A 23,628-nucleotide genomic window follows, 5' to 3' on the forward strand; every position below is an offset into this window, starting at 1 on the left:
GGGTTCCCCTATGGTCGAGCCGCGGACTCGTCCGGCTCACTCTCTGTTCACAATCTCACTACCATCCCTTTGATCCGTCAACAAAATGGCCGGGCCAAGGCACGCTTAATTTATGGTTAATTAATCGCTTTTGTGGCCTTCCGGCCACTCCGGCGCTTGGCAGCGGCGCAGCCGGCAGGTCATAGTGTGCCACAAGCCCGGTCCGGGTCGCTCCGGACCGCCATCGCAATGCTCACCCCCGCGTGCCGGAAGGGCCGCCTTAGGCCCGAGCAACACCCTGAGTTCTGGAGGATTTTCCTATGTCCGACGCCGTCAAGGTCGGCTTCGTCCCGTTCTCCGCGTCCGCCCGCGGCATTCTGGTCGCCTTTTGCGACGAGCAATTGAAGCTGGGAGCCGCCACCCGGAAGGCGCTGGGAGCTGCCGCCGAGACCGTCAAGCGGGCTGCGGCCGCCAACCAGTTCAAGGGCAAGAGCGGGGCGGCGCTGGACATCCTGGCGCCGGAGGGAATCAAGGTCGACCGGCTGATCGTGATCGGCACCGGCAAGGTCGCCGACCTCAAGGAGAAGGATCTGCTCAAATTCGGCGGCGTGGTGGCCGGCAAGCTCAACGCCGGCAGCGGTGCGATGACCGTCCTCGCGGAACTGCCCGATGCCGCGATGACCGCCGGTCAGGCGGCGACGATCGCCACCGGCATCCGCCTGCGCGCCTACAAGTTCGACCGCTACAAGACCAAGAAGAAGGACGGCGAGGACGGCGCCGTGCGCGCCGACGTCTCGATCGCGGTCGACGATGTTGCTTCTGCCAGGAAGGCGTTTGCGCCCGAATCGTCCATCGTCGACGGCGTGAACCTGGCGCGTGAGCTCGTCAACGAGCCGCCGAACGTGCTGTACCCGGAAGAGTTCGCGCGCCGCGCCAGCCAGCTGCGCAAGCTCGGCGTCACCGTCGAGGTCCTCGACGTCAAGGCGATGACCAAGCTCGGCATGGGCGCGCTGCTCGGCGTCGGGCAGGGCTCGGTGCGGCCCAGCCGCACCGTGATCATGCGCTGGAACGGCGGCAAGAAGAGCGAAGCGCCGGTCGCATTCGTCGGCAAGGGCGTCTGCTTCGACACCGGCGGTATCTCCATCAAGTCGGCCGGCGGCATGGAGGATATGAAGGGTGACATGGGCGGTGCAGCCTGCGTGGTCGGGCTGATGCACGCGCTCGCGGCGCGCAAGGCCCGCGTCAACGCGGTCGGCGCCATCGGCCTTGTCGAGAACATGCCCGACGGCAACGCGCAGCGTCCGGGCGACATCGTCACCTCGATGTCCGGCCAGACCATCGAAATCATCAACACCGACGCCGAGGGGCGCCTCGTGCTCGCCGACGTGCTCTGGTACGTCGCCAAGAAGTGCAAGCCGAAATTCATGGTCGATCTCGCAACGTTGACCGGCGCGATCATGGTCGCGCTCGGCACCGATCACGCCGGCCTGTTCTCCAACAATGACGAACTCGCCGAACGCCTCGCCAAGGTCGGCCTTCAGACCGGCGAGAAGGTGTGGCGCATGCCGCTCGGTCCCGAATACGACAAGCAGATCGACTCGCAATTCGCCGACATGAAGAACACCGGCGGGCGCAATGGCGGCTCGATCACGGCCGCGCAATTCCTGCAGCGTTTCGTCGACGGCACGCCCTGGGCGCATCTCGACATCGCCGGCACCGCGATGGGCGCGCCGAAGACCGAGATCAATCAGAGCTGGGGCTCCGGTTACGGCGTCCGGCTGCTCGAGCGGCTCGTCTCCGAATATTATGAAGCCAAGAAATAATAGAGTGTCGGCCGGCGCATGACCGAGGTTCTGTTCTACCATCTGCAGAACATGACGCTGGAAAGCGTGCTGCCGCCGCTGCTCGAGAAGTCGCTCGAGCGCGGCTGGCGGGTGGTCGTGCAATCGACGTCGCAGGAGCGCGCCGAGACGCTCGACGCGCTCCTGTGGACCTACAGCGACGATTCATTCCTGCCGCATGCGAACTCGCGCGTTGCCGACGCACAGGACCAGCCGATCATCCTGTCGATCGAGGAGGGCAATCCGAATCGGGCCAATGTCCGGTTCCTGGTCGACAACGCGGCGCTTCCGGCCGACTGCGACACCTACGAGCGCCTGGTCCTCGTGTTCAACGGCGACGACCCCGACGCGGTGGCTTCGGCGCGGGAGAGCTGGACCGCCTGCAAGGCGCGCGGCTTCGAGGTCACCTATTGGCAGACCGACGAGCGGGGACGCTGGCAGCGGCGCCAATAGCGATATCGATGAATTAATGATAATTCGACGTTTCCTCGGGCGGGTCACGGTCATGCCGCAAAGTGATGTTCGGACAAGCCCTTAGCTAGAGGGGTTAGGAGCCTTGTCGATCGTGCGTGATGGAACATTCAGTCGGAAGTCGCTGCTGGCGTTGCTGGTACTTGCGCCGGGCCTTGCCGGCTGCTCGGGCGCGTCCGACATCTTTTCGCGTGACGCGGATTGGTTCTCGCGCCCTGGACGGGTGTTCATCCGCAACATCTCGATTGAATCGCCGCCGCTGACGCCGGACAAACCGGTGACCAACGACGATCTCGTTAGTGCCGACGGAAGCTGTCCCGGCATGGCGCCGCCCGCGGGTGCCACTGACGCGAACGCGCAGGCTGGCGGTGCGCCGCAGCCGACCGGCGGCAGTGTCGCACTCGGCCACACCGAATGCGACGTCGTGCGCGGCATCGGCGCCCCCGACAGCGTCAACCTGTCCAGCGGGCCGGGCGGCGAGCGCGTTGCGGTCGTGACCTGGTCGCGCGGCGCGCGCGCCGGCATCTATACGTTCTCCTCAGGACGCCTGACGTCGGTCGAGCGCGGCCCGGATGCTGCGCCGGAGCCGAAGCCCGCGAAGCCGAAGAAGAAAAAGTCCTCGCACGGTTAGGGCATTTTCGCCGCAGCGACAGCTCGATGCCTGCACGCGCGGGCATGACACCGCAAAGAATGAGAGCCCAGGCTCCCTCCACACGTCGTCCCTGCGAAAGCAGGGACCTATAAACACAGATGGTTATTGTTGCGCGATCGTCGAACGACGAGTTCCCTTGACCACATCCGCCGCGGAGTATGGGTCCCTGCTTTCGCTGGGACGACACCGCATCTGTGGCTGCGCCCGGCGGATCAAATCTAGTTCGCGGCTTCGTCGAGTTCGGCGCTGGCTTCCAGCCATTCTTCCTCGGCGCGTTGCAGCGCGCTCTCCGCGCCGGCGCGCGCCTTGGTCAGCTGTGCGGCCTGCTTGGGATCGCGCGCGAAAATGTCGGGCAGCGCCAGCGCGGTATCGATCTTCGCGATGATGCCGTTGATGCGCTCGATCTCGCTCTCCGCCTGCGCGACCCGCTGCCTCGGTGAAGCGCGCTTCTCATTGCGGTTGCGTTCCGGCTTTGCCGGCTCCTTGACGCGCTCGCGCGCGGCCGTCCGTCCGTCATTGGCCGACAGGATCATGCGACGATACTCGTCGAGATCGCCGTCATATGAAGTCACGGTCTGGTTCGCCACGACCCACAGACGATCGGCGCAGGCCTCGATCAGATAACGATCGTGCGAGACCATCATGATGGCGCCGGGGAATTCGTTGATTGCCTCCGCCAGCGCCGCGCGACTGTCGATGTCGAGATGGTTGGTCGGCTCGTCGAGGATGATCATGTTGGGGGCGTAGAACGTCGCAAGCCCAAGCAGCAGCCGCGCCTTCTCGCCGCCCGACAGGCTCTTCACCAGCGTGTCGCCGGCCTTGCCGGAGAAGCCGATCGCGCCGACGCGGCCGCGCACCTTGCTCTCCGGCGCCTCGGGCATCAGCTTGCGGATGTGATCATAGGGCGAGCCGTCGAGGTTGAGCTCGTCGACCTGATGCTGGGCGAAATAGCCGACCGACAGCTTGTCCGCCCGCGTGATCCTGCCCGCGAACGGCGCGAGCTTGCCTGCCAGCAGCTTGACCAGCGTCGACTTGCCGTTGCCGTTGGCCCCGAGCAGCGCGATGCGGTCGTCGGTATCGATGCGCAGCGTCACGCGATTGAGCACGGGCTTGCCCGGCTCGTAGCCGACCGAGACGTCATCGACCGCGATGATCGGCGGCGACAGCAGCTTCTCCGGTGCCGGAAAGGAGATCTCGCGAACGTCCTGGGTCACCAGCGCGGTGATCGGCTTCATCCGCTCCAGCATCTTGACGCGCGACTGCGCCTGCCGCGCCTTGGAGGCCTTGGCCTTGAAGCGGTCGACGAAGTCCTGCAGGCGCTTGCGCTCATCGGCCTGCCGCTTGGCGTGCTTGGCGTCGAGCAATTCGCGCGCGGCGCGCTGTTCCTCGAACGAGGAATAGGTGCCCTTGTAGAGCGTGAGCTTGCCGCGATCGAGGTGCAGGATCTGATCGACCGAGGTGTCGAGGAGATCGCGGTCGTGGCTGATCACGATCACCGTGCGCGGATAGTTGGCGAGGTGGTTCTCGAGCCACAGCGTGCCCTCGAGATCGAGATAGTTGGTCGGCTCGTCCAGCAGCAGGAGATCGGGCGCGGAGAACAGCGTCGCCGCCAGCGCGACGCGCATGCGCCAGCCGCCGGAGAATTCCGCGCACGGCCGTGCCTGGTCTGATGTCGAGAAGCCGAGGCCGGAGAGGATCGCCGCAGCGCGGGCCGGGGCGGAGTGGGCGTCGATGTCGACCAGCCGGGTCTGGATCTCGGCAATCCGATGCGGGTCGTGCGCAGTCTCGGCCTCGCGCAGCAGCGCGTCGCGCTCGAGGTCGGCCTTCAGCACGACATTGATCAGGCTTTCGGGCCCGTCGGGCGCTTCCTGCGCGAGGCTGCCGATCCGCCAGCGCGGCGGAAGCGCGATGCTGCCGCTCTCGGTCGGGAGCTCGCCCCGGATGGCATGAAACAGCGTCGACTTGCCGACACCGTTGCGGCCGACAAATCCGACGCGTGCGCCGGGCACGATTTGCACAGAACTGTGATCAATCAACAGCCGCCCGGCGATCCGGACTGAAATGTCAGTGATGGAGAGCATGCAGCGTTGTCACCGGACCCGCTGCCAAACGCAACCCGTCTGTCTGTAAAATCTCTCCTGAATTGGGCCGCTGGAGAGCCCGTAGTATCTAATGGCGCCCGGTTTCCTGGCGTTGCATTTCGTCGAGGAGCTGCTGCAGGCGGGACGAAAGGGCGGGTTCTGGCCGCATGCTTTGCTGGAGCCGTTCACCCACGGCATCGCAGATGTAACGGCAGGTCTTGCGATCAATCCGATCGGGATCGTTGTCGGTCTGGGTCATCGTCATGGCTCTGACACTTCTCTTGGCGAGTTCCACCTCGCGTGTTTCGTCAATCCTTGCCAGGACAAGTCGCGACCCCCGACTTTGGTTTCCGTTCCGCCTTACTCTCGCCTTGAGGTAGCGAGGCGCATCATGCGGCCGGGTTCCCCGGCGGGCATAAAAAAGCCCCGGCGCAAGGCCGGGGCGAAAGCAAGTCAGGGGAGCAGTCGACAGAACAGAGGGATCAGTAGCAGCGGTTGACCAGGCGCCAGCGGGGACCCCACGGGGTCGGCACGACGCGGCGCACGTAGCAACCGCCACCGTAGCCGTATCCATAGCCGCCGTAGTAGGCCGGCCCTCCGACGATGACGCGCGGGCCGCCCCACCAACCGTGGTGCCATCCGCCGTGCCAGCCGCCATGCCAACCACCCCAGGCAGAGGCGGAGGTCGGGGCGAGCGCGGCGGCACCGAGCGAAATTGCGGCAACGGCAGCGAGCGATAATTTGCGTAACATGATCGTCTCCTCGAGGTATGGGCGCGCATGACGCGCCCGCGGTGACATCGTTTCCCGAGACGTCCTGTGAGGCTTGCGGATGGGGGGCCAGCAAGGCGTCCGATCGGTGCTGAGCCTAGGCGGCTGCAGCTGAACGGCAGCGACACGGCGCTGTCAGAATGGGTTCACCTAAGTGAAATCGCGGTAAGTTGGCCGCGCCTGTCTCTGTCCGGAGACCGCCCGGATGACGGCTTTTGTCGTGAAAATCCATCAAAACTAAAGGCTAACGCGTCACAGGGTCGCTTGCCGTTACCCCATCGCGCCGATATAAGCCCCGGCAACTCCCAGCCACCGTTTACAAGGACGAAATCATGGCGATTGAACGCACCTTTTCGATCATCAAGCCCGATGCCACCGAGCGCAACCTGACCGGCGCGGTCAACGCGGTGATCGAGAAGGCGGGCCTGCGGGTCGTGGCGCAGAAGCGCATCCAGATGACCCGCGGCCAGGCCGAAACCTTCTATGCCGTCCACAAGGCGCGCCCGTTCTTCGGCGAGCTGGTCGACTTCATGACCTCCGGCCCCGTGGTGGTCCAGGTGCTGGAAGGCGAGGGCGCCATCCTGAAGTATCGCGACGTGATGGGCGCGACCGATCCGTCGAAGGCCGCCGAAGGCACCATCCGCAAGCTCTATGCGAAGTCGATCGGCGAGAATTCGGTGCACGGTTCGGATGCGCCGGAGACGGCGGTGATCGAGATCGCGCAGTTCTTCGCCGGCAACGAGATCGTCGGCTAGCGCCGAACAACAGAAAGTGACGCGGTCTCCTGGGGAGGCCGTGTCGACATGAACTGGGAGCGGCGGACCACCGCCGCCAGGGGCGGCCGCAAGGCCGAATAGGACTCGCTGTGGACTGGCTGTGGCAGATCTTTGATCCGGCGTACATCGGCGCGTTCTTCACCGAGTTCAAGAACGAGATGGCGACCCCGACCTTCTGGGTCGCCGTCGGCAAGATCATCTGGATCAACGTCCTGCTGTCGGGCGACAACGCGCTCGTGATCGCGCTGGCCTGCCGCGGGCTCGCGCCGCGCCAGCGGCTGTGGGGCATGATTCTCGGCGCCGCCGCGGCGGTGCTGCTGCGCGTCATCTTCACCGGCATCGTCGCCAGCCTCATGGCGCTTCCCTATCTGAAGCTGGTCGGCGGACTGGCGCTGATCGTGATCGCCGCCAAGCTCCTGGTGCCGGAGCAGGAGGACGAGGACAGCGTGAATACGGCCTCGCATCTGTGGGCCGCGGTTCAGATCGTCGTCGTCGCCGACATCGTGATGAGCCTCGACAATGTGATCGCGGTCGCCGCTGCCGCCAATGGCAGCGTGCCGCTGCTGGTGCTCGGCCTTGCGATCAGCGTTCCCCTGATCGTTGCCGGTGCGGCGCTGATCATGGCGCTGCTCACCAAGCTGCCGGTCCTGGTCTGGGCCGGCGCCGCGCTGCTCGGCTGGATCGCGGGCGACGTCATCGCGACCGATCCGGCCGTGCATCCCAGGCTGGATGCGCTGTTCGCCGGACCGCTCGGTGCCAGGCTCGATTCCTGGCTGACCTCGGTCGGCATGTCGCCGCAATTCGCCCATGGCGGCAACGGCGGCGAGATCACGCTCGCAGTGCTCGGCATCGTCGTGGTGCTGGTCATCGGATCGATCTGGCGTCGTCACGCACTGCGCAAGGCCAAGCACGCCGCCAAGGCGGCGTGAGGTCCCATAGCATTTTCGAGCGAAGTGGACGCCGGTTCGCGTGAAGAAAACGCTTCAAAGCGAGAGAGCTGGACGTCGTCGGTTCTGACTGAAATCAGAACCGACGACGTCTAACGCCGGACGATCGAGCCGGCGCGCCCGAGCAGCCGCGCCAATTGCTTGAAGCGGCTGCCGACGCGATCGGCGACCAGATCCACCATCCGATGCTCGAACACCAGCATCAGCTTGCGGCCCTGGGTACGGAAATGCGTCGCCGGCAGCACGCCTGTGCGCGCCGCCGTGATCAGATGTGCGACACGGAACGCAGCGCCGAGCACACGCGCCCGCTCGTCCATCGCCGGCGTCACCAGCGCGCGGATCTGCGGCGGCGGTTCGTTCTCCTCGCTGAGGCCGGCGTAGCGATAGAACACCGACAGTGCGGCGAAGGCGCGGCCCTGATGCGTGATCGAGCCGAAATTGCCGTTCATGATCAGGCTGAGGGTTTCCTCGCCGCGATGATCGGGATGCACACGCCAGCCGATATCGGAGAGCAGGCACGCGACGTGACGCAGCCTGCGGTCTTCCTCGGTCTCGCGCAGCCTGACGACGCGCACCAGCCGGTCGGTCCAGGCGGTCAGCTCCTGGGCGTGTCGCGCCGAGCGCGACAGCAATTGGTTGAGGTTCTGCGCGGCGCAGACCAAGCCGTCCTTGGCGCGCTCGGCCTGCGGCAGCATCTCGTAGAGCAGGCCCTCGCGCACGCCGAAGGTCGAGAACACGATGGTCTTCGGCTGGGCGACGCGGATGATGTATTCGAGCACGAGCGCGGCATAGGCCAATAGCGGCCGCCGCGCATCTGCGACGGATTCGATATTGGCCAGCATGTTGGTGGCCGCCAGCCGCCGCAGCCGCTGCGCGAAGTCGAGGGCGTCCGCCGCCGGGATGGAATAGCCGTGCATCACCTTGAGCGGGTAGCCGCTCTGGATGATGTGGATGCGCGCCAGCGCGCGCCAGGTGCCGCCGACCGCGTAGAAGGTACGGCCGCGGCCGGTCTTGAGCTGAGCGACCCCGAGCAGCTCGTTCTTGACGATGCGTTCGGCTCGCTTGAGCGATTTGTTCGAGAGGTCCTGCAGCGCAAGGCTGCCGAGCGGCAGCGTCACGCCGCTGCGCACGCGGTTGCCCCTGACGTCGATCAGTTCGAGCGAGCCGCCGCCGAGATCGCCGACGATGCCGTTTGGATTGTGCACGCCCGATACGACGCCGAGCGCAGACAGCTTCGCTTCACGCGGTCCGGTCAGAATCTCGATCGTGGCGCCGCAGATGCGCTCGGCCTTGGCGATGAAGTCTGGACCGTTCTTGGCGTCGCGGCAGGCCGCGGTCGCGATCGCGTAGACGCGGCCGACCTGCTGGATCCGGCACAGCGCGCGAAAGCGGCGCAGTGCGGTGAGCGCCTTGTTGACGGCATCGGTTGCGAGCAGGCCGGTGCTCTGCACCTCGCGCCCGAGCCCGCACAGCGCCTTCTCGTTGAAGATGGTGATGAGGCTGCGCGCCATCGCCTCGTAAACCACGAGACGAACCGAGTTCGAGCCGATATCGATCACAGCGACGCTGGAAGCGCGCTTCCGCGGCCGCTTCACCGTAAGACCCCCTTAAGACGATGGCTGCTGACGCTCGTTGCGACGCGTGAGACGGCGCGGTGAAGATTCCTTGAGAGACTTACCACGGCCGGACAGACTCGGATTTGTCATGAAATAGTCATGTAGATTGAACGGCTCTTCGCCTTTCGCGGCCTTCATACGCGTTGAGGACCCATCCGGCAACAATTGCCAGCTCTGCTCGGTGTCCTTCAGGTTCGCCACCATGATCTGTTCGAGAACCTGCTGATGCACCGTGGGATTTTGCAGCGGACAGAGCACTTCGACGCGGCGGTCGAGGTTCCGCGGCATCATGTCGGCGGACGAGATATACACAGCAGCTTTTGCGCTCGGCAGGCCCTGGCCCATGCCGAAGCAATAGATTCGGCCGTGTTCCAGGAACCGGCCGATCACCGATTTGACGCGGATGTTCTCCGACAATCCGGGCAGTCCGGGCCGCAGGCAGCAGATGCCGCGCACCACGAGCTCGATCGAGACGCCGGCCTGCGAGGCCTCATACAGCGCGTCGATGATATCAGGGTCGACGAGCGCGTTCATCTTCATCCAGATCGCGCCGGGCCGGCCATGCTTGACGTGAGCGATCTCGCCGTGGATGTGCTCGATGATCCGCTTGCGCAATGTCAGCGGCGACACCGCCATCTTCTCGATGTCGCTCGGCTCGGCATAGCCGGTGATGTAGTTGAACACCCGCGCGACGTCGCGGCCGATGATCGGGTCCGACGTGAAGTAGGAGACGTCGGTGTAGATGCGGGCGGTGACCGGATGGTAGTTGCCGGTGCCGGTGTGCACATAGGTCGTGAGATTGCCGCCCTCGCGGCGCACCACCATCGACAGCTTGGCGTGGGTCTTCAGCTCGATGAAGCCGTAGACGACCTGCACGCCGGCGCGTTCGAGGTCGCGTGCCCAGCGGATATTGGCCTCCTCGTCGAAGCGCGCCTTCAATTCGATCAGCGCGGTCACCGACTTGCCGGCTTCGGCGGCATCCGCCAGCGCGCGCACGATCGGCGAGTTGTTCGAGGTGCGATAGAGCGTCTGCTTGATCGCGACCACGTCGGGATCGCGCGCCGCCTGCTGCAGGAACTGCACGACGACGTCGAAGGATTCGTAGGGGTGATGGACCACGAGATCCTTCTGGCGGATCGCGGCGAAGATATCGCCGCCATGGTCGCGCACGCGTTCGGGGTGGCGCGGCACGTAGGGCGGGAATTCGAGGTCGGGGCGATTGAGGCGCGTGAGCTGCGACAGTTCGTTCATCGCGAGCACGCCGTCGACCAGGATCACTTCATCGTCCGCGGCCGACAATGCGTGCTGCACGAAGACGCGCAGTTCTTCGGGCATCGTGGCCTCGATCTCGAGCCGGATCACCGATCCGCGCCGGCGGCGCTTGAGTGCGGTCTCGAACAGGCGGACGAGGTCTTCGGCCTCTTCCTCGATTTCGAGTTCGGAGTCCCTGATGATGCGGAATGCGCCCTGACCCTTGACGGTGTAGCCGGGGAACAGGCGGCCGATGAACAGGCCGGTGGCCTGCTCGAGCGTGATCAGGCGGGCCGGCGCGCCTTCCTTGGTCGAGGGAATGCGGATGAAACGGTCGATCTTGCCGGGCATGCGGATCAGCGCGTTCATCGCCTTGCCGTCGGCGATCCGCGACAATTGCAGCGCGACCGTGAAGCCAAGGTTCGGGATGAACGGGAACGGATGTGCCGGGTCGATCGCGAGCGGGGTCAGCAGCGGGAAGATGTTGTGGAGGAAGTGATCCTCGATCCAGGTGCGTTCCGATTTGGTGACGTCGCGCCCGTCGACCAGCTGGATGCCGACCTTGGACAGGAGCTCGCGCAGGTCGCTCCAGATCGCCTGCTGATCGGAGGCGAGCTGCGACACGGTCTTGTTGATCATCACGAGCTGCTCGGCCGGCAGCAGGCCGTCCGGGCTGCGCTCGGCAATGCCCTCGCGGACTTGGGCCTTGATGCCGGCGACGCGGACCATGAAGAACTCGTCGAGGTTATTCGCCGAAATCGACAGGAAGCGGACCCGCTCCAGCAGGGGATGGCCGAGATTGACCGCTTCCTCGAGCACCCGGCGGTTGAAGTGCAGCCAGGACAGCTCTCGGTTGATGAATCTCTCGGGGCTGGTCGCGACCGCGGGGACGGACGGAAGCTCCGCCTCTTTCTCTTTGATTTCAGGTGCTTGTGCCGAGTCCATCAAGTGCTGGTCCAATTCGGGGCAGGGGGCCGGAGCGGTCGAGGGCCGCACAGAACATGTGATATTGCGATGACGTTTCGATGACATTGATGTTCCGTTGGCCTGCAACGTCAAGCCGCGGGTCGGTCAGGCATCACGCAACAGCTCCGCCGCCAGCGCCCGGGTCACCGGCCGGCCCAACCGCAGCGCCTCGGTGTCGAGCAGCTCGACCGCCTGGCGGACCGCGGTATAGGACCGCTCGATCCGGTTGGTCAGGTAGCTGACGAGCGGTTCGTCCACGCTCATCTGGCGGTCGGCGCAGAACTTCACGATCAAGCCGCGGAACAGCTGGTCGTCGGGTGGCAGCAGCGTCACCGTCGGCACCGCGCGAAGCCGCGAGCGCAGATCGCGCAGCTCGATCTCGAACGCCGATGGCGGCACCCGCGCCGTGACCAGCACGAAGGCATCGTCCTGGCGGGCGAGATTCATCAGATGGAACATCGCGCGCTCGTCGAAATCCGACGGCCTCAGGTCCTCGACCACCAGTGCGCCGGTCGCAAGCGCCGTCGGCACCGTGTCGGCAGTCAGCGCATGCGCCGCGGTCGAGCGCGCGCCGGCGATCTCGGCCCAGATCGCGGCGAGGTGGCTCTTGCCGGAGCCTTCGGGCCCCACCAGCAGCATGATTCGGTTCGGCCAGTCGGGCCAGCCGTCGATCAGCGCCAGCGCCGCCTCATTGGCGGGCCCCTCGAGGAAATCGTCGCGGGTCAGTTTCTCCTCGTGCGGCAGGGCCAAGGCCAATTGACGAGGTTGAACGCTACCGGCCACGCAAGTCTCCAAACCACTTCATTTTAGCATGCGCCAACGCTTCGCGTTTGTCGCTGGAAAACCGGTTTCCACTTTTCGGGATCGTGCGCTACCGAGCCTCGATCGTGCTCATGTGCCGCACCCACTCCACGAGATAGAGGGACACCGAACCCAAAGTAAAGATCGTGACCAGGCCCATCAGGATCAGGTCGTAGGGGTGCGGCTGAAAGCCGAAGCCGAGCGAGGCCAGCACCAGAGCCGCGAACGCGACCTGTGCCACGGTGTTCAGCTTCGACACCATCAACGGCTTCATCTCGACCGGCTTGTCGAACAACCATGACACAATCACGGCGGAGACGATCATGATGTCGCGCGACACCACGAGAATCACGATCCAGCGCGGCACCGCGCCCCAGATTCCGAGCGCGACATAGATCGACACCAGCAGCGCCTTGTCGGCGAGCGGATCGAGCAGGGCGCCGAGCTCGCTCGCCATGTTGAAGCGCTTGGCGAGGAAACCGTCGACCGCATCCGAGACGCCGGCGATCACGAAGATCGCAAACGCGATCTCCATCTGGCTCGAGACGATGGCCCAGACGATCACCGGCACCAGGATGATGCGGCCGAGGGTGATGATATTCGGTATGCTCAACTTGAATCGCTTCCCGGCTAGAAGCCTGATTTTACTCGATATCCGGCTCTTTTGCGCGGCGGCCGGGTGTTATCTACATAGTATCGCGGCCGCATCGCCGCGAGCCATTGCGCGGGGGCGGAATTCCTCGTAACCAGCCCCTTATCATCTGGAATTGGGCATGACCGAGCGCAAAAACGGGCTCACTTACGCGGATTCGGGTGTCGATATCGACGCCGGCAATCGTCTGGTCGATCTGATCAAGCCGATGGTGCGGGCCACCGCACGGCCCGGCGCGGACGCCGAGATCGGCGGATTCGGCGGGCTGTTCGACCTCAAGGCCGCCGGCTTCAAGGATCCGGTCCTGGTGGCCGCGACCGATGGCGTCGGCACCAAGCTGAAGATCGCGATCGAGACTGGCATCCACAACGGCATCGGCATCGACCTGGTCGCGATGTCGGTCAACGACCTTGTCGTGCAGGGCGCGGAACCGCTGTTCTTCCTCGACTATTTCGCCTGCGGCAAGCTCCACCCGGAGGCCACCGCGCAGATCGTCGCGGGGATTGCCGAGGGCTGCCGCGAATCCGGCTGCGCGCTGATCGGCGGCGAGACCGCCGAGATGCCCGGCCTCTACAAGGACGGCGACTACGACCTCGGCGGCTTTGCGGTCGGCGCGGCCGAGCGCGGCACCCTGCTGCCGACGGGGGATATCGCGGCGGGCGACGCCGTGATCGGCCTGGCGTCCTCCGGCGTGCACTCCAACGGCTATTCGCTGGTGCGCAAGATCGTCGAGCAATCCGGCGTTGGCTATGATGCGCCGGCGCCGTTCGCACCGGTCATGACGCTCGGCGCGGCGCTGCTGACGCCGACCAGGCTCTATGTGAAGTCCTGCCTGCGCGCGATCCGCGAGACCGGCGCGGTGAAGGGGCTCGCCCACATCACCGGCGGCGGATTCACCGACAACATTCCGCGCGTACTGCCAAAGCATCTCGGCGTCGGCATCGATCTGGCGCGGCTGCCGGTGCTGCCGGTGTTCAAATGGCTGGCCGAGCAGGGCGGCATCGCCGAGCTTGAGCTGCTGCGCACCTTCAACTGCGGCATCGGCATGATCGCGATCGTCAAGGCCGATGCGGTCGATGCGGTGACCGAGGCCTTCACCGCCGGCGGCGAAACCGTGACGCTGCTGGGCGAAGTGATCGAGGCCAAGGACGAGCACCGCGTGGTCTATCACGGTCATCTCGATCTCTCGCGATGAAGCGCCGGGTTGCCATCCTGATTTCCGGCCGCGGCTCCAACATGGCCGCGCTGATCGAGGCTGCCAAGGCTGCGGATTTTCCGGCCGAGATCGTCGCCGTGATCTCCAACCGCGCCAACGCTCCCGGGCTCGAGAAGGCGGCCGCGAGCGGCATTCCGACCGTTGTCATCGAGAGCAAGCCGTTCGGCAAGGACCGCGCCGGCTTCGAGGCGGTGCTGCAACGGGCGCTCGACGACAAGCAGGTCGAGCTGATCTGCCTCGGCGGCTTCATGCGGCTGTTCACCGCCGAGTTTGTCCGGCGCTGGTACGGGCGGATGCTCAACATCCATCCCTCGCTGCTGCCCTGCTTTCCCGGTCTCGATCCGCACGGCCAGGCGTTGCGAGCCGGGGTCAAGCTGTCTGGCGCGACGGTGCATTTCGTGATCCCGGAGACCGACGCCGGGCCGATCGTGATGCAGGGTGCGGTCACCGTGGCTGACGACGACACGCCGGAGACGCTCGCTGCACGCGTGATCACCATCGAGCATCGCATCTATCCGGAGGCGCTTCGGCTTCTGGCGAGCGGTCGACTCAAGCTCGAAGGCGACGTCTGCAGGACGCAAGGCAGCGCGGCAACCGACAGCACGCTGATCGCGCCGGCGCCTTAGCGCGCGATTGCACGAGAGATCACCGAGAACAATCCCCCGGGTGATGCGGCCGGGGGAGGCGTCCGGATGAATTCCGCTAGCCGCGGCGTTCAGTGAACCTTGAGGTTCTCTGCCGACGCCTTGCCGCGGTTCTCCACCAGCTCGTACTCGACGGTCTGGTTCTCGTTCAATGTGCTGAGACCTGCGCGTTCGACCGCCGAGATGTGGACGAACACGTCCTTGTCGCCGACGGCCGGCTTGATGAACCCGTAACCTTTGGTCGGGTTGAACCATTTGACGGTACCCTTCGGCATCGTCTCTCTCCCAGTCTAGACATAAAAAAGACGCGGCCACGTTCTCCACGTGCCACGCCACAAGCGGGCTTTCCGCTGTCTGTTCAATTCCCGGGTCTCTATATCCAAGGTCTTCAAGTCCGAAGTTTCGCCTCTCGAAGCCTTGGCTATCAACGTCGTGAAACGCACAGTCGAACGGCCGCAATCCGATTGTGAAGGGATTGCAACACGAAATCTGCGCCTTAGCAAGCGCGCTCGTTTCGCGTGACGCAACCTCAGCCTGTGCCGGCCGAACTCCGGCGCGGCGCGTTCAGCCAGTGGCCGACGGCCGGACATACCGGAACTTCGTTTATTAGCCCCGATCCACCCGCACCACGCGGCCCTTGTCGATCGCGAGCGCTAGCTGGCCGTGCTTGAGCTTGAGCGCCGCCTCGCCGAACAATTCGCGCCGCCAGCCGTGCAGGGCGCCGACCTCGGCCTCATCGCTGGCCGCGATCTGCTCGAGGTCGTCGACGGTAGCGATCACCTTGCTGGCGACGCCGTGACGCTCCGAGGTCATGCGCAGCAGCACCTTCAACAGCTCGACGGTCGCCGCACCGTTGGAATTGTTTCTCGGTTTTTCCAGCTTGGGGAGCGTCGCCTGGTCGCGGGCCAGCCCGCGCTGCACCGCGGCGATGATGTCGGCACCCCATTTCGAACGCTCGAAACCCTTCGGCAGCGAACGCAGATTGCCGAGCTTCTCCAGCGACGTCGGTGCATGGGTGGCGATGTCGCCGACCGCGTCGTCCTTGAGCACGCGTGAGCGCGGCACGTCGCGGCTCTGCGCCTCCTGCTCGCGCCAGGCGGCAACCTCGATCAGCACAGCGAGCTCGCGCGGCTTGCGCACGCGGGTCTTGAGCCGCTCCCAGGCGCGTTCGGGATGGAAGTCGTAGGTTTTCGGCGAGGTCAGGATCTCCATCTCCTCGCTGACCCAGTCGCTGCGGTCGCGCTTCCTCAAGTCGGCGTCGAGCGCCGCGAACACTTCGCGCAGATGGGTGACGTCGGAGACGGCGTAATGCAGCTGCTCCTCGCTCAGCGGGCGGCGCGACCAGTCGGTGAAGCGGTGGGTCTTGTCGGGTCGGTGGCCGGTGACGCGATCGACGAGCTGGTCATAGGCGATGCTGTCGCCATAGCCGAGCACCATGGCCGCGACCTGGGTGTCGAAGATCGGATGCGGGATCGTGCCGGAGAGGTGCCAGACGATTTCGATGTCCTGCCGCGCGGCATGAAACACCTTCAGCACGGCCTCGTTCGACATCAGATCGAAGAACGGCTTGAGGTCGATGCCGGGCGCCAGCGCGTCGACCACGACGGCTTCATCCGCGCTGGCCATCTGCACGACGCAGAGCAGGGGATAGTAGGTCGTCTCCCGCAGAAACTCGGTGTCGACGGTGATGACCTTGTGTTTGGCGAGCCGGTCGCAGGCGGCGGCGAGGTCGGGGGTCGTGCTAATCAGATCCATGAACAGTCCATGACGGCTTGACACCACGCGTTCTGCCGAAAGGGCAGCTATGTCAAGGGTCTTGCAGGGATTTTGGCCCCTGCGCGGGGTGAGGGACAGGGCATTTTTGAATTGACTGGCTGCGATTCGCGGGCGTTTTCGGCCCGATTGCACCACGAATCCATCGTCGTCCTGGCCTAGTGCGCAATTGCGCACTAGGCCAGGACGACGATGTTGATGTTTGCGCGATGCAACGCGCCGTCATTGGCGACCCCATCGGTGTCATCGCCCGGCTTGACCGGGCGATCCAGTATTCCAGAGGCAGGGACGCTTGAACCGAGAGGCCGCGGCGTACTGGATCGCCCGGTCAAGCCGGGCGATGACAGTTGTAGTGGGGACGCAGCTTCGCATTCTCGCGACATGCGTTGCCCGAGCTTTGCTCTTCGTTTCGCCCTCTCTTGAGCAGAGGGCGCAGGGAAAGCCGGGTGCCGATCGCACCCATGGGCCCCGAGCAAAAGATATAAGGGGGTAGGACCACAGGTGTAACCGGAGCATTCCGGCTTTCCCTGCGCGATGGGTTACGGCTCATTTCGCGCTCTCCCCGGCGAGACTGGGCTTGCTTGTCACCGCCTTCACAAGACGCGTCAGCGCTTTGTGAAAAGACACCTGCCGCTAGGGCGTCAGGACCACACGATGCGGCTCACCCGACAAGCGTCAAGCATGCGGGTGCGGCACTTGGACGGTGATGTCACGCGGGAGTATAAGGATGTCTATGATCTTCGCCTGTCGATCCGGATTTGCCGTCGGCTAACGCATTCCAGCCCGACACGAATCAAGACTCCGACCGGTGCAGCTATCGCGATCTCAGAAGCAGCCGAGTGAGGATCGTCCCGATGGAGCTCCACCACGCGCACCAGATCGAGGAAACGATCGAACGCGATGTTCGGCTCGACCTGTTCAGAGGGCTCGGGTTGTGGATGATATTTCTGGATCACATCCCCAATGATGGAGCCATCGGCTGGATTACGCTGCGCAACTACGGCTTCAGCGACGCTGCGGAGTTCTTCGTTTTCATCTCGGGTTACCTTGCCGGTTTCATCTACGGCCCGATCATCGCTTCAGGTTTCTTGCTGTCCGCAGCGAAGCGGCTGTGGACGCGGGCCGCGCATATCTATGTGGCGCATATCATGCTGTTCCTGATCTTCACGGCCCAGGTCGCGAGAACCTCCCGACGGCTCGACAATCCGATGTATGAAAACGAATTCAACGTTTTCAATTTTCTGCAGCATCCGGATATCCTGATCGGGCAGGCACTCACCCTGCGATACAAGCCCGTGGATCTCGACGTGCTGCCGCTGTTCATTGTCTTGCTGCTCGCGTCCCCACTGGTCATTTGGGCCTTGGTGCGTCGTCCCAATCTCACCTTATTGGCTTCGATCGTTCTCTACGTGCTGGCGAGATGGTTCGATTGGAACATCGCCTCCTATCCACCGGGCACAACGTGGTACTTCAATCCATTTTGTTGGCAGTTGCTCTTTGTCTTCGGCCAGTGGTGTGGGGTGGGCGCATTGTCTCAGATCGCCAGAATCATCCAGTCGCGGATCGTCGCAGCGGTAGCGATTGCCTGGCTGATCTTTGCGTTCCTGATCGTGATGACGTGGCATTTTCATGCGCTGGAGATGTTCATACCGGGATGGATGATAAAGTTCATCTATCCGATCGACAAAACGGATCTGGATATGTTGCGCTTGACCCACTTCCTCGCGCTTGCGGTCGTTGTCCATGGCCTGATTCCGCGGGACTGGCCGCCGCTGAAATCCCGATCATTGCGTCCGCTGACCTTGTGCGGCGAGCATTCGCTTCCGATCTTTTGCCTCGGGGTCTTGCTTTCGTTCTCCGCCCATTGGGTCTTGACCCAATACAGCGGCGCGGTCATCGCACAGCTCGTGGTGAGCGCGGCCGGAATCTCGATCATGATCGCCGCGGCGTGGCTGTTGCACCGCGCCGACGACATCCCGAATTTGTTCGTCGATGTGACAAATGCAGAGCTTCGACGGAAGATTGGGCGACCGAACTAGATTGATGTTCCTGGACGAGGCGTTCCCGCGCCTGTGGGGGCTTGCGCCGCCGGGCACATCAGTGATTGGCAATCCGCCCGGCTTCGACCGGTGCGGCGATGTGGCCCGGATCGATCCGCCCTTCGCCCGCGCTACTCCGCGACGGCCATCCGTGGCGTGAGGCCAGCATCGTGAGCCTGTCCCTGACGAGATAATGCGCGGGGCTTTCGAGGAAGCGCCAGACGAACCATGCCAGCGCCACCATGCTTGCCACCACGAGCGCGGTCGATAGCGCGTCTGGCACTGGCGTCATCAGGAGCAGGATCACGTAGCCGAGCTGCAGATGCAGCAAATAGAGCGGATAGGTGATGCCGCCCACGGCCCTGACCAGGCTGTCCGGCAGCGGCACCGACTTGATCCGCGTGGCGGCGAACACGATGCTGAGTGACACGATGCAGATCACGGTGACGACGCGCGGATCGAAGCTGCCATGGGTGTGGACGCCGAGCCGCTCCAGCTTGTGCACGGCCTGGAACGTCGCGGTGCCCATCGCCAGCGTCAGCAGGCTGTAGAGCCTGGTGTCGCGGCGTCCGCGGTAGTGTTCATAGATCAGGAGCCCGACGGCGAAGAAGCCGCTGTCGTCGGCCATGAACAGTTTCTCGAACAGCGGAACGTCCAGCGTCAGCTCGTTGGCGAAGGTGATGGCGATCCACGCCAGGATGATCGTGTCGATCTTCCGCGGGAAAATGCCCCAGGCCAGAAACAGCGCGACCCAGACGTAGAACACAACCTCGATCACCAGCGACCAGTAGGCGTCGTCCATATAGGGCTGACCGAGCATCGGCGCCGCGATGAACAGGTTTGCGAGCCATTGCCCCCACGTCACGTGGAAGTAGGTGTGGCCCAGCAGCAGCGTGGTGAGGAAGGTCAGCGTCATGCAGATGACGAAGGCCGGATAGATCCGGCTGAAGCGCGCGATCGCGAAACCGACCGGCGTGCGGCCTTCGGCTGAATAGGCGATGACGAAGCCGCTGATGGCGAAGAACACGGGGACGCCGAGGAAGCCGTATTGGGCGACCGGCGCAAGATACGGCATCGCCACCTTTTGAACGCCGTGCGATGCGGTGCCCCAGAAGCCGTAATGGTACAGGATCACGGCCCCGACAGCGGCGAGCCGCAGCAGGTCCAGCACGGGAACCCGGGTCGGATCCGGTTGTTTGGCTACGCTCGGCATACGCCCCGATCATGGCGGCGAGGCATGAAGGCGTTGTTAATCCGGCCGGCCGAGCGCCTGGGCGGCTGTTCACGATTGCAGGAGGCCGGTGGCGATGCCGGCCGCCGCGCTGAGGACGACCACCACGAGCGGCGGGGCGCGCCATGCCGTGAGCAGGACGAAGCCTGATAGCGCGATGCCGAAATCGAGCGGACGGTGCACGCTGCTGGTCCACACCGGATCGTAAAGCGCGGCGCCGAGGATGCCGACCACGGCGGCATTGACGCCGCGCATCATCGCCTGCGCCGCCGGCCGTTTGCGGAAGCCATCCCAGAACGGCAGTGCTGCGAGCAGGATGAGAAGTCCCGGCAAGAAGATGCCGAGGAGGCCTGTGATCGCGCCCGGCACGCCGCCGATCACGGCGCCGAGATAGGCGGCGAAGGTGAACAGCGGGCCCGGTACGGCCTGCGCGGCGCCGTAGCCGGTCAGGAACGCGTCGTCGCCGATCCAGCCCGGCGTCACCACCGCTTCGCGCAGCAGCGGCAGCACGACATGGCCGCCGCCGAACACCAGCGCGCCGGAGCGGTAGAAGGCTTCGAACAGGCCGAGGCCGGGCCATGCGCGGGCGAGCAGCGGCAACCCGACCAGCAGGGCAAGGAACAGGATCAGTGCGCAGAGGCCAACGCGGCGCGACACCGGCATCGCGATGTGCGTGACGCCGTCGGCTGCTTGCGCCGCCTGGCAGAACCACAGCCCGGCGATGGCGCCGAGCACGATGGCGCCGATCTGCGCGATCGACGAGGAGCTCGCGAGGATGACGAGTGCCGCGACCGTTGCAATGGAAGCGCGCGCGCGGTCCGGACAAAGCGAGCGCGCCATGCCCCAGACAGCCTGCGCTACGATCGCAACCGCCACCAGCTTGAGGCCATGCACGAGCCCTGCACCGGCCGGGCCGCTCAATCCGCCAGCGCCGAAGGCAAACAGCACCAGCGCAATCGCCGAGGGCAGCGTGAAGCCGGTCCAGGCCGCCAGTGCGCCGAGATAGCCAGCACGCATCAGGCCAAGCGAAAAGCCGACCTGGCTGCTCGCAGGCCCTGGCAGGAATTGGCAGAGCGCGACCAGATCCGCATAGGCCTGTTCGTCAAGCCAGCGCCGGCGGGTGACGAACTCGTCGCGGAAATAGCCGATGTGCGCGATGGGACCGCCGAAGCAGGTCACGCCGAGCCTGAGGAAAATGAACAGCACTTCCAGCGGCGAGTGTGCTGGCCGCGCGGTCGACGCGTTGGCGTGCTGGACGTCAGTATCGTTCAAGCGTCGTCAATTCCTTTGGCTTGCGTCCCGCGTCAGGACTCATCGGGCGAAGCATATCGCCATTCGATGACGCCCAGGCGCAATACTTCCGGTGGCGACCGTCAGCCGATCCAGCCGAGCAGCCGGAACCAGACGAGATAGAGCGGCGCCAGCACGACGAAGGAGATCGCGCCGACGACGAGGCACATCTTGACCGCCGCGCTGGTCGGCACGCGCGCCATGCCGGCGGCAACGACGATCGGCGCGGCTTGATACGGCAACAGCGGCGTCGCATAGGCGAACACCTGCGACATCAGCACGGTCGGCAGCGTGAGGCCCGTGTGCGCGGCGAGCGCGAGCGCGGCGCGGCCCGGCGATCCCTCCGCCAAACCGGCGCGATCGGCCAGCGCCAGGATGATCGGCATCAAGAGCGCGATGCGCCAGCGCATAGGTCAGCGCGATCACGCCGGCCACCATCCGAAACCAGGAGCCATTGAGATGGTCTGCGAGCAGCCGCGCGATCCGGTCGGCCAGTCCCACCTTGCGGATCGCCGTGCCGATCACGAAGCCGCCGAGCACCAGCCAGAACGCTTCCGATTGAAAGCCGGAGAACAGCACGTCCGGCGGCGCCGCGCGGAATACCGCCACCGCGGCGGAGAACAGCAGCGCGGTGAGAAATTCCGGCAGCAGGCTGGTGGCCCAGAGCAGGATGGCGATCGCGGCAAACCAGCCGGGATGGATCAGCGACGAGGCGGTCTCGGTCATAACGGGGAATCAGTGGAATGAGGGCTGGGCGTTGCGACCATAGCACCGCGCAACCCGGCTGCGTGGCCGTGATCGGGCAAGGCTGACGTGTCGGGATGGCGGGACGACCGGCGCGCAGCGCGAAGTCCGCGTCGCGCGTGATGCGGCGTTTACGCGAAGCGCCGATGGCAGACGGCTTCGATACGGTTGCCGTCGGGGTCGCGCAGAAAAGCGCCGTAGTAGTGGGGATGATATTCGGGACGCAGACCCGGCGCGCCGTCGTCCGATCCTCCTGCCGAAAGCCCGGCACGCCAGAAAGCGTCAACCTGGTCGCGGAATTGCGCCTTGAAGCACCAATGCCGCCCGTATGCTGCTTCGGGCACCGGTCCGGGGCGGATCAGCAAATAGGTCAGGTCAGGATGATCGGCGTCGCAGCGCTCGCCGTAGCTGATCCACGTCTCGCCGCTGCTCATCTTGGTGACGGCAAGCGCGGCCATCACGGCGTCGTAGAAGGGCTCGGCGTCGAGTATGTTGGATACGGTGATGGAGACGTGGTCCAACATGAACGATCTCCTGCGTTGACGACGACGGCCCTAGCGGGGCGTCTGTCTACCACACACCGATGCGCACGGCGCGCGCCGCGTCGGGCGTGTCACTCGTAGCGCATGTTCTTCGACGGCCGCCGTGCCGCAGGCATTGCCAGCACGACGAGACACAGCGCGATCATCGCCAGTCCCATGAATTCGAATGCAAATGCGTCCACGGGCCATTCTCCCCCATTAGAAACAGTTAGACTTGTTGGGGGAGCGTTGACGCGCTGTTAAGCCTTATGGTTACCGCCGCGAGCCTCCCGGCATGGTGGAGGGTGAGTTAACGCTCACGACGGGCGTCATGTGTGCTGTGCAGCGGATTCCGTAGGATGGGTGGAGCGAAGCGAAACCCATCATTCCGTCCGCGTGTGAGATCGATGGGTTTCGCTGCGCTCTACCCATCCTACGGGAGCTGTGCGCGCAGCGCTACGCCACGAGCTTCGGCAGCGCGGCTGCGAGCGCGTCCACCGCAAGCCGAACCTTCAGCGGCAGTCGCGGCGTCGGCAGCCACAGCGCATGGCAATCGTAGGGAAGCTCACCCTCGTTGCCGAGAACGCGGACCAGTGCGCCGCGCTCGAGGCGTTCGCGCACCAGCCAGGAGGGCAGCCACGCCAGCCCCATGCCGCGTGCCGCGGCGTCGGCGATGGCTTCGAGATCGTCGAGCCTGAGCCGCCCGGCCGGCCACACCTCGCGTGGCGGCTGGCCGTCGCGCGGGAACAGCCACGGGCGCGCGCGGCCGAGGCGGCGATAGACGATCGCCTGGTGCTGGCCGAGCTCATCGAGCGTGCGCGGCTTGCCGTGCGCCTTCAGATACGCGCGCGAGCCGCACACCACCATGCGCTGGCGCGCGATGCGCCGCGCGATCACGCCGGATTGCTCGTCGAGATCGCCGGTCCTGATCGCAAAATCGTAGCCGCCCTCCATCAGATCGGCGACCGGATCGCCGAACGAGAGATCGAGCTCCAGGGCAGGATATTTCTGCGCCAGTCTGAGCAGCAGCGGCGTCACGCAGTGCCGGCCCAACAGCGCCGGCATCGTCACCTTGAGCCGTCCGCGCGGCTCGGACAGTTGATCGGAAGCGAGCGCGTCGGCCGCTTCCGCTTCGGCGAGCACCGCGCGGCAGCGCTCGTAATAGGCCTGGCCAAACTCGGTCAGGCTCTGACGCCGCGTGGTGCGGTGGATCAGGCGGACGCCGAGCCGCTCTTCGAGGAACCGGACATGCTTGCCGACCATCGGGCCGGACATCTCGAGCGCCTCGGCGGCGGCCGCGAAGGAGCCGAGATCGACCGCCCTGAGAAACACGGCCATGCTGGTCAGGCGGTCCATCATTCGAAACC

The 23,628-nt window shown here is 65.0% G+C and carries 22 protein-coding genes and 1 pseudogene; 8 read left to right on the forward strand and 15 right to left on the reverse strand.

What is annotated here, in order from left to right; translation table 11 throughout:
• Positions 1 to 299: 299 nt before the first annotated feature.
• From JQ573_RS02235 to JQ573_RS02245, 3 genes are all read left to right on the forward strand, one after another.
• The gene (locus JQ573_RS02235) at positions 300 to 1,802 is read left to right on the forward strand and encodes a leucyl aminopeptidase (RefSeq protein WP_212317718.1); all 1,503 of its coding nucleotides are present in this window, start codon (positions 300 to 302) and stop codon (positions 1,800 to 1,802) included.
• Positions 1,803 to 1,820: 18 nt separating this feature from the next.
• Complete coding sequence (locus JQ573_RS02240; RefSeq protein WP_212317716.1) at positions 1,821 to 2,273, forward strand: DNA polymerase III subunit chi; 453 nt, start codon at positions 1,821 to 1,823, stop codon at positions 2,271 to 2,273.
• 103 nt (positions 2,274 to 2,376) lie between these two features.
• On the forward strand, positions 2,377 to 2,922 hold the full coding sequence (locus tag JQ573_RS02245; RefSeq protein WP_212317714.1) for a hypothetical protein: 546 nt from the start codon (positions 2,377 to 2,379) through the stop codon (positions 2,920 to 2,922).
• 239 nt (positions 2,923 to 3,161) lie between these two features.
• On the opposite strand, the gene JQ573_RS02250 is transcribed toward JQ573_RS02245, so the two are convergent.
• The 3 genes from JQ573_RS02250 to JQ573_RS02260 all read right to left on the reverse strand — a co-directional run bounded on the left by JQ573_RS02250 (position 3,162) and on the right by JQ573_RS02260 (position 5,776).
• Complete coding sequence (locus JQ573_RS02250) at positions 3,162 to 5,024, reverse strand: ABC-F family ATP-binding cassette domain-containing protein (RefSeq protein WP_212317712.1); 1,863 nt, start codon at positions 5,022 to 5,024, stop codon at positions 3,162 to 3,164.
• 88 nt (positions 5,025 to 5,112) lie between these two features.
• Complete coding sequence (locus tag JQ573_RS02255; RefSeq protein WP_212317710.1) at positions 5,113 to 5,283, reverse strand: hypothetical protein; 171 nt, start codon at positions 5,281 to 5,283, stop codon at positions 5,113 to 5,115.
• Between the two features lie 223 nt (positions 5,284 to 5,506).
• Positions 5,507 to 5,776 (reverse strand): sulfur globule protein precursor, encoded by a 270-nt coding sequence (locus JQ573_RS02260; protein WP_173643210.1) that lies wholly within the window; start codon positions 5,774 to 5,776, stop codon positions 5,507 to 5,509.
• A 350-nt stretch (positions 5,777 to 6,126) separates the two neighbouring features.
• On the opposite strand from JQ573_RS02260, the gene ndk reads away from it, so the two are divergent.
• Positions 6,127 to 6,549, forward strand: a complete 423-nt coding sequence (gene ndk, locus JQ573_RS02265) for a nucleoside-diphosphate kinase (RefSeq protein ID WP_050425938.1) — start codon at positions 6,127 to 6,129, stop codon at positions 6,547 to 6,549.
• Positions 6,550 to 6,659: 110 nt separating this feature from the next.
• A complete protein-coding gene (locus tag JQ573_RS02270; protein ID WP_212317708.1) occupies positions 6,660 to 7,499 on the forward strand; it encodes a TerC family protein in 840 nt (279 codons plus the stop codon).
• A 110-nt stretch (positions 7,500 to 7,609) separates the two neighbouring features.
• Here JQ573_RS02270 and ppx read toward each other — a convergent pair whose 3' ends face one another.
• The 4 genes from ppx to JQ573_RS02290 all read right to left on the reverse strand — a co-directional run bounded on the left by ppx (position 7,610) and on the right by JQ573_RS02290 (position 12,764).
• Positions 7,610 to 9,112, reverse strand: a complete 1,503-nt coding sequence (ppx, locus tag JQ573_RS02275) for an exopolyphosphatase (protein ID WP_212317706.1) — start codon at positions 9,110 to 9,112, stop codon at positions 7,610 to 7,612.
• Between the two features lie 12 nt (positions 9,113 to 9,124).
• Positions 9,125 to 11,329: an RNA degradosome polyphosphate kinase gene (locus JQ573_RS02280; protein ID WP_212317704.1), complete on the reverse strand. Its 2,205-nt coding sequence runs from the start codon at positions 11,327 to 11,329 to the stop codon at positions 9,125 to 9,127.
• A 126-nt stretch (positions 11,330 to 11,455) separates the two neighbouring features.
• On the reverse strand, positions 11,456 to 12,133 hold the full coding sequence (locus JQ573_RS02285) for a DnaA/Hda family protein (RefSeq protein WP_212317702.1): 678 nt from the start codon (positions 12,131 to 12,133) through the stop codon (positions 11,456 to 11,458).
• Between the two features lie 88 nt (positions 12,134 to 12,221).
• A complete protein-coding gene (locus JQ573_RS02290) occupies positions 12,222 to 12,764 on the reverse strand; it encodes a CDP-alcohol phosphatidyltransferase family protein (protein WP_092113493.1) in 543 nt (180 codons plus the stop codon).
• Positions 12,765 to 12,924: 160 nt separating this feature from the next.
• Here JQ573_RS02290 and purM point away from each other — a divergent pair, with 160 nt between their 5' ends.
• Both purM and purN read left to right on the forward strand, forming a co-directional pair.
• The gene (gene purM / locus JQ573_RS02295) at positions 12,925 to 13,998 is read left to right on the forward strand and encodes a phosphoribosylformylglycinamidine cyclo-ligase (protein ID WP_212317700.1); all 1,074 of its coding nucleotides are present in this window, start codon (positions 12,925 to 12,927) and stop codon (positions 13,996 to 13,998) included.
• Positions 13,995 to 14,645 (forward strand): phosphoribosylglycinamide formyltransferase, encoded by a 651-nt coding sequence (gene purN, locus JQ573_RS02300; RefSeq protein WP_212317698.1) that lies wholly within the window; start codon positions 13,995 to 13,997, stop codon positions 14,643 to 14,645. The genes purM and purN overlap by 4 nt, the downstream gene beginning before the upstream one ends.
• A gap of 89 nt (positions 14,646 to 14,734) precedes the next feature.
• On the opposite strand, the gene JQ573_RS02305 is transcribed toward purN, so the two are convergent.
• Complete coding sequence (locus JQ573_RS02305) at positions 14,735 to 14,938, reverse strand: cold-shock protein (protein WP_021079877.1); 204 nt, start codon at positions 14,936 to 14,938, stop codon at positions 14,735 to 14,737.
• 331 nt (positions 14,939 to 15,269) lie between these two features.
• Positions 15,270 to 16,418, reverse strand: a complete 1,149-nt coding sequence (gene rnd / locus JQ573_RS02310) for a ribonuclease D (protein ID WP_212317696.1) — start codon at positions 16,416 to 16,418, stop codon at positions 15,270 to 15,272.
• 872 nt (positions 16,419 to 17,290) lie between these two features.
• On the opposite strand from rnd, the gene JQ573_RS02315 reads away from it, so the two are divergent.
• The gene (locus JQ573_RS02315) at positions 17,291 to 18,475 is read left to right on the forward strand and encodes an OpgC domain-containing protein (protein ID WP_212317694.1); all 1,185 of its coding nucleotides are present in this window, start codon (positions 17,291 to 17,293) and stop codon (positions 18,473 to 18,475) included.
• A gap of 58 nt (positions 18,476 to 18,533) precedes the next feature.
• Here the strand turns inward: JQ573_RS02315 and JQ573_RS02320 are convergent, their stop codons facing one another.
• The 6 genes and pseudogenes from JQ573_RS02320 to JQ573_RS02340 form a co-directional block, all read right to left on the reverse strand.
• Positions 18,534 to 19,688, reverse strand: a complete 1,155-nt coding sequence (locus JQ573_RS02320; RefSeq protein WP_212317692.1) for an acyltransferase — start codon at positions 19,686 to 19,688, stop codon at positions 18,534 to 18,536.
• Between the two features lie 69 nt (positions 19,689 to 19,757).
• Positions 19,758 to 20,978: a chromate efflux transporter gene (gene chrA, locus JQ573_RS02325; protein WP_212317690.1), complete on the reverse strand. Its 1,221-nt coding sequence runs from the start codon at positions 20,976 to 20,978 to the stop codon at positions 19,758 to 19,760.
• A 101-nt stretch (positions 20,979 to 21,079) separates the two neighbouring features.
• On the reverse strand, positions 21,080 to 21,382 hold the full coding sequence (locus JQ573_RS40030) for a hypothetical protein (protein WP_249131506.1): 303 nt from the start codon (positions 21,380 to 21,382) through the stop codon (positions 21,080 to 21,082).
• A gap of 73 nt (positions 21,383 to 21,455) precedes the next feature.
• Positions 21,456 to 21,722: pseudogene (locus JQ573_RS40035) on the reverse strand (SLC13 family permease); the annotation flags it as partial.
• Positions 21,723 to 21,871: 149 nt separating this feature from the next.
• Positions 21,872 to 22,264 carry a VOC family protein gene (locus tag JQ573_RS02335; protein ID WP_212317688.1) on the reverse strand — a complete coding sequence of 131 codons (393 nt, stop codon included), beginning with the start codon at positions 22,262 to 22,264 and terminating at the stop codon, positions 21,872 to 21,874.
• Between the two features lie 453 nt (positions 22,265 to 22,717).
• On the reverse strand, positions 22,718 to 23,617 hold the full coding sequence (locus JQ573_RS02340) for a LysR family transcriptional regulator (protein WP_212318042.1): 900 nt from the start codon (positions 23,615 to 23,617) through the stop codon (positions 22,718 to 22,720).
• Positions 23,618 to 23,628: the final 11 nt, after the last annotated feature.

The organism is Bradyrhizobium sp. AUGA SZCCT0105 (assembly GCF_018129565.1).
Classification (GTDB): Bacteria; Pseudomonadota; Alphaproteobacteria; order Rhizobiales; family Xanthobacteraceae; genus Bradyrhizobium.

Bases quoted from the DNA above. Each gene is read 5' to 3' on its own strand.
- purM (WP_212317700.1), top strand. From the start codon at position 12,925: ATGACCGAGCGCAAAAACGGGCTCACTTACGCGGATTCGGGTGTCGAT.
- JQ573_RS02260 (WP_173643210.1), bottom strand. From the start codon at position 5,776: ATGTTACGCAAATTATCGCTCGCTGCCGTTGCCGCAATTTCGCTCGGT.
- JQ573_RS02335 (WP_212317688.1), bottom strand. From the start codon at position 22,264: ATGTTGGACCACGTCTCCATCACCGTATCCAACATACTCGACGCCGAG.
- JQ573_RS02305 (WP_021079877.1), bottom strand. From the start codon at position 14,938: ATGCCGAAGGGTACCGTCAAATGGTTCAACCCGACCAAAGGTTACGGG.
- JQ573_RS02235 (WP_212317718.1), top strand. From the start codon at position 300: ATGTCCGACGCCGTCAAGGTCGGCTTCGTCCCGTTCTCCGCGTCCGCC.
- JQ573_RS02250 (WP_212317712.1), bottom strand. From the start codon at position 5,024: ATGCTCTCCATCACTGACATTTCAGTCCGGATCGCCGGGCGGCTGTTG.
- JQ573_RS02240 (WP_212317716.1), top strand. From the start codon at position 1,821: ATGACCGAGGTTCTGTTCTACCATCTGCAGAACATGACGCTGGAAAGC.
- JQ573_RS02320 (WP_212317692.1), bottom strand. From the start codon at position 19,688: ATGCCGAGCGTAGCCAAACAACCGGATCCGACCCGGGTTCCCGTGCTG.
- ndk (WP_050425938.1), top strand. From the start codon at position 6,127: ATGGCGATTGAACGCACCTTTTCGATCATCAAGCCCGATGCCACCGAG.
- JQ573_RS02315 (WP_212317694.1), top strand. From the start codon at position 17,291: ATGGAGCTCCACCACGCGCACCAGATCGAGGAAACGATCGAACGCGAT.
- rnd (WP_212317696.1), bottom strand. From the start codon at position 16,418: ATGGATCTGATTAGCACGACCCCCGACCTCGCCGCCGCCTGCGACCGG.
- JQ573_RS02340 (WP_212318042.1), bottom strand. From the start codon at position 23,617: ATGGACCGCCTGACCAGCATGGCCGTGTTTCTCAGGGCGGTCGATCTC.
- JQ573_RS02255 (WP_212317710.1), bottom strand. From the start codon at position 5,283: ATGACCCAGACCGACAACGATCCCGATCGGATTGATCGCAAGACCTGC.
- purN (WP_212317698.1), top strand. From the start codon at position 13,995: ATGAAGCGCCGGGTTGCCATCCTGATTTCCGGCCGCGGCTCCAACATG.
- JQ573_RS02280 (WP_212317704.1), bottom strand. From the start codon at position 11,329: ATGGACTCGGCACAAGCACCTGAAATCAAAGAGAAAGAGGCGGAGCTT.
- JQ573_RS40030 (WP_249131506.1), bottom strand. From the start codon at position 21,382: ATGCCGATCATCCTGGCGCTGGCCGATCGCGCCGGTTTGGCGGAGGGA.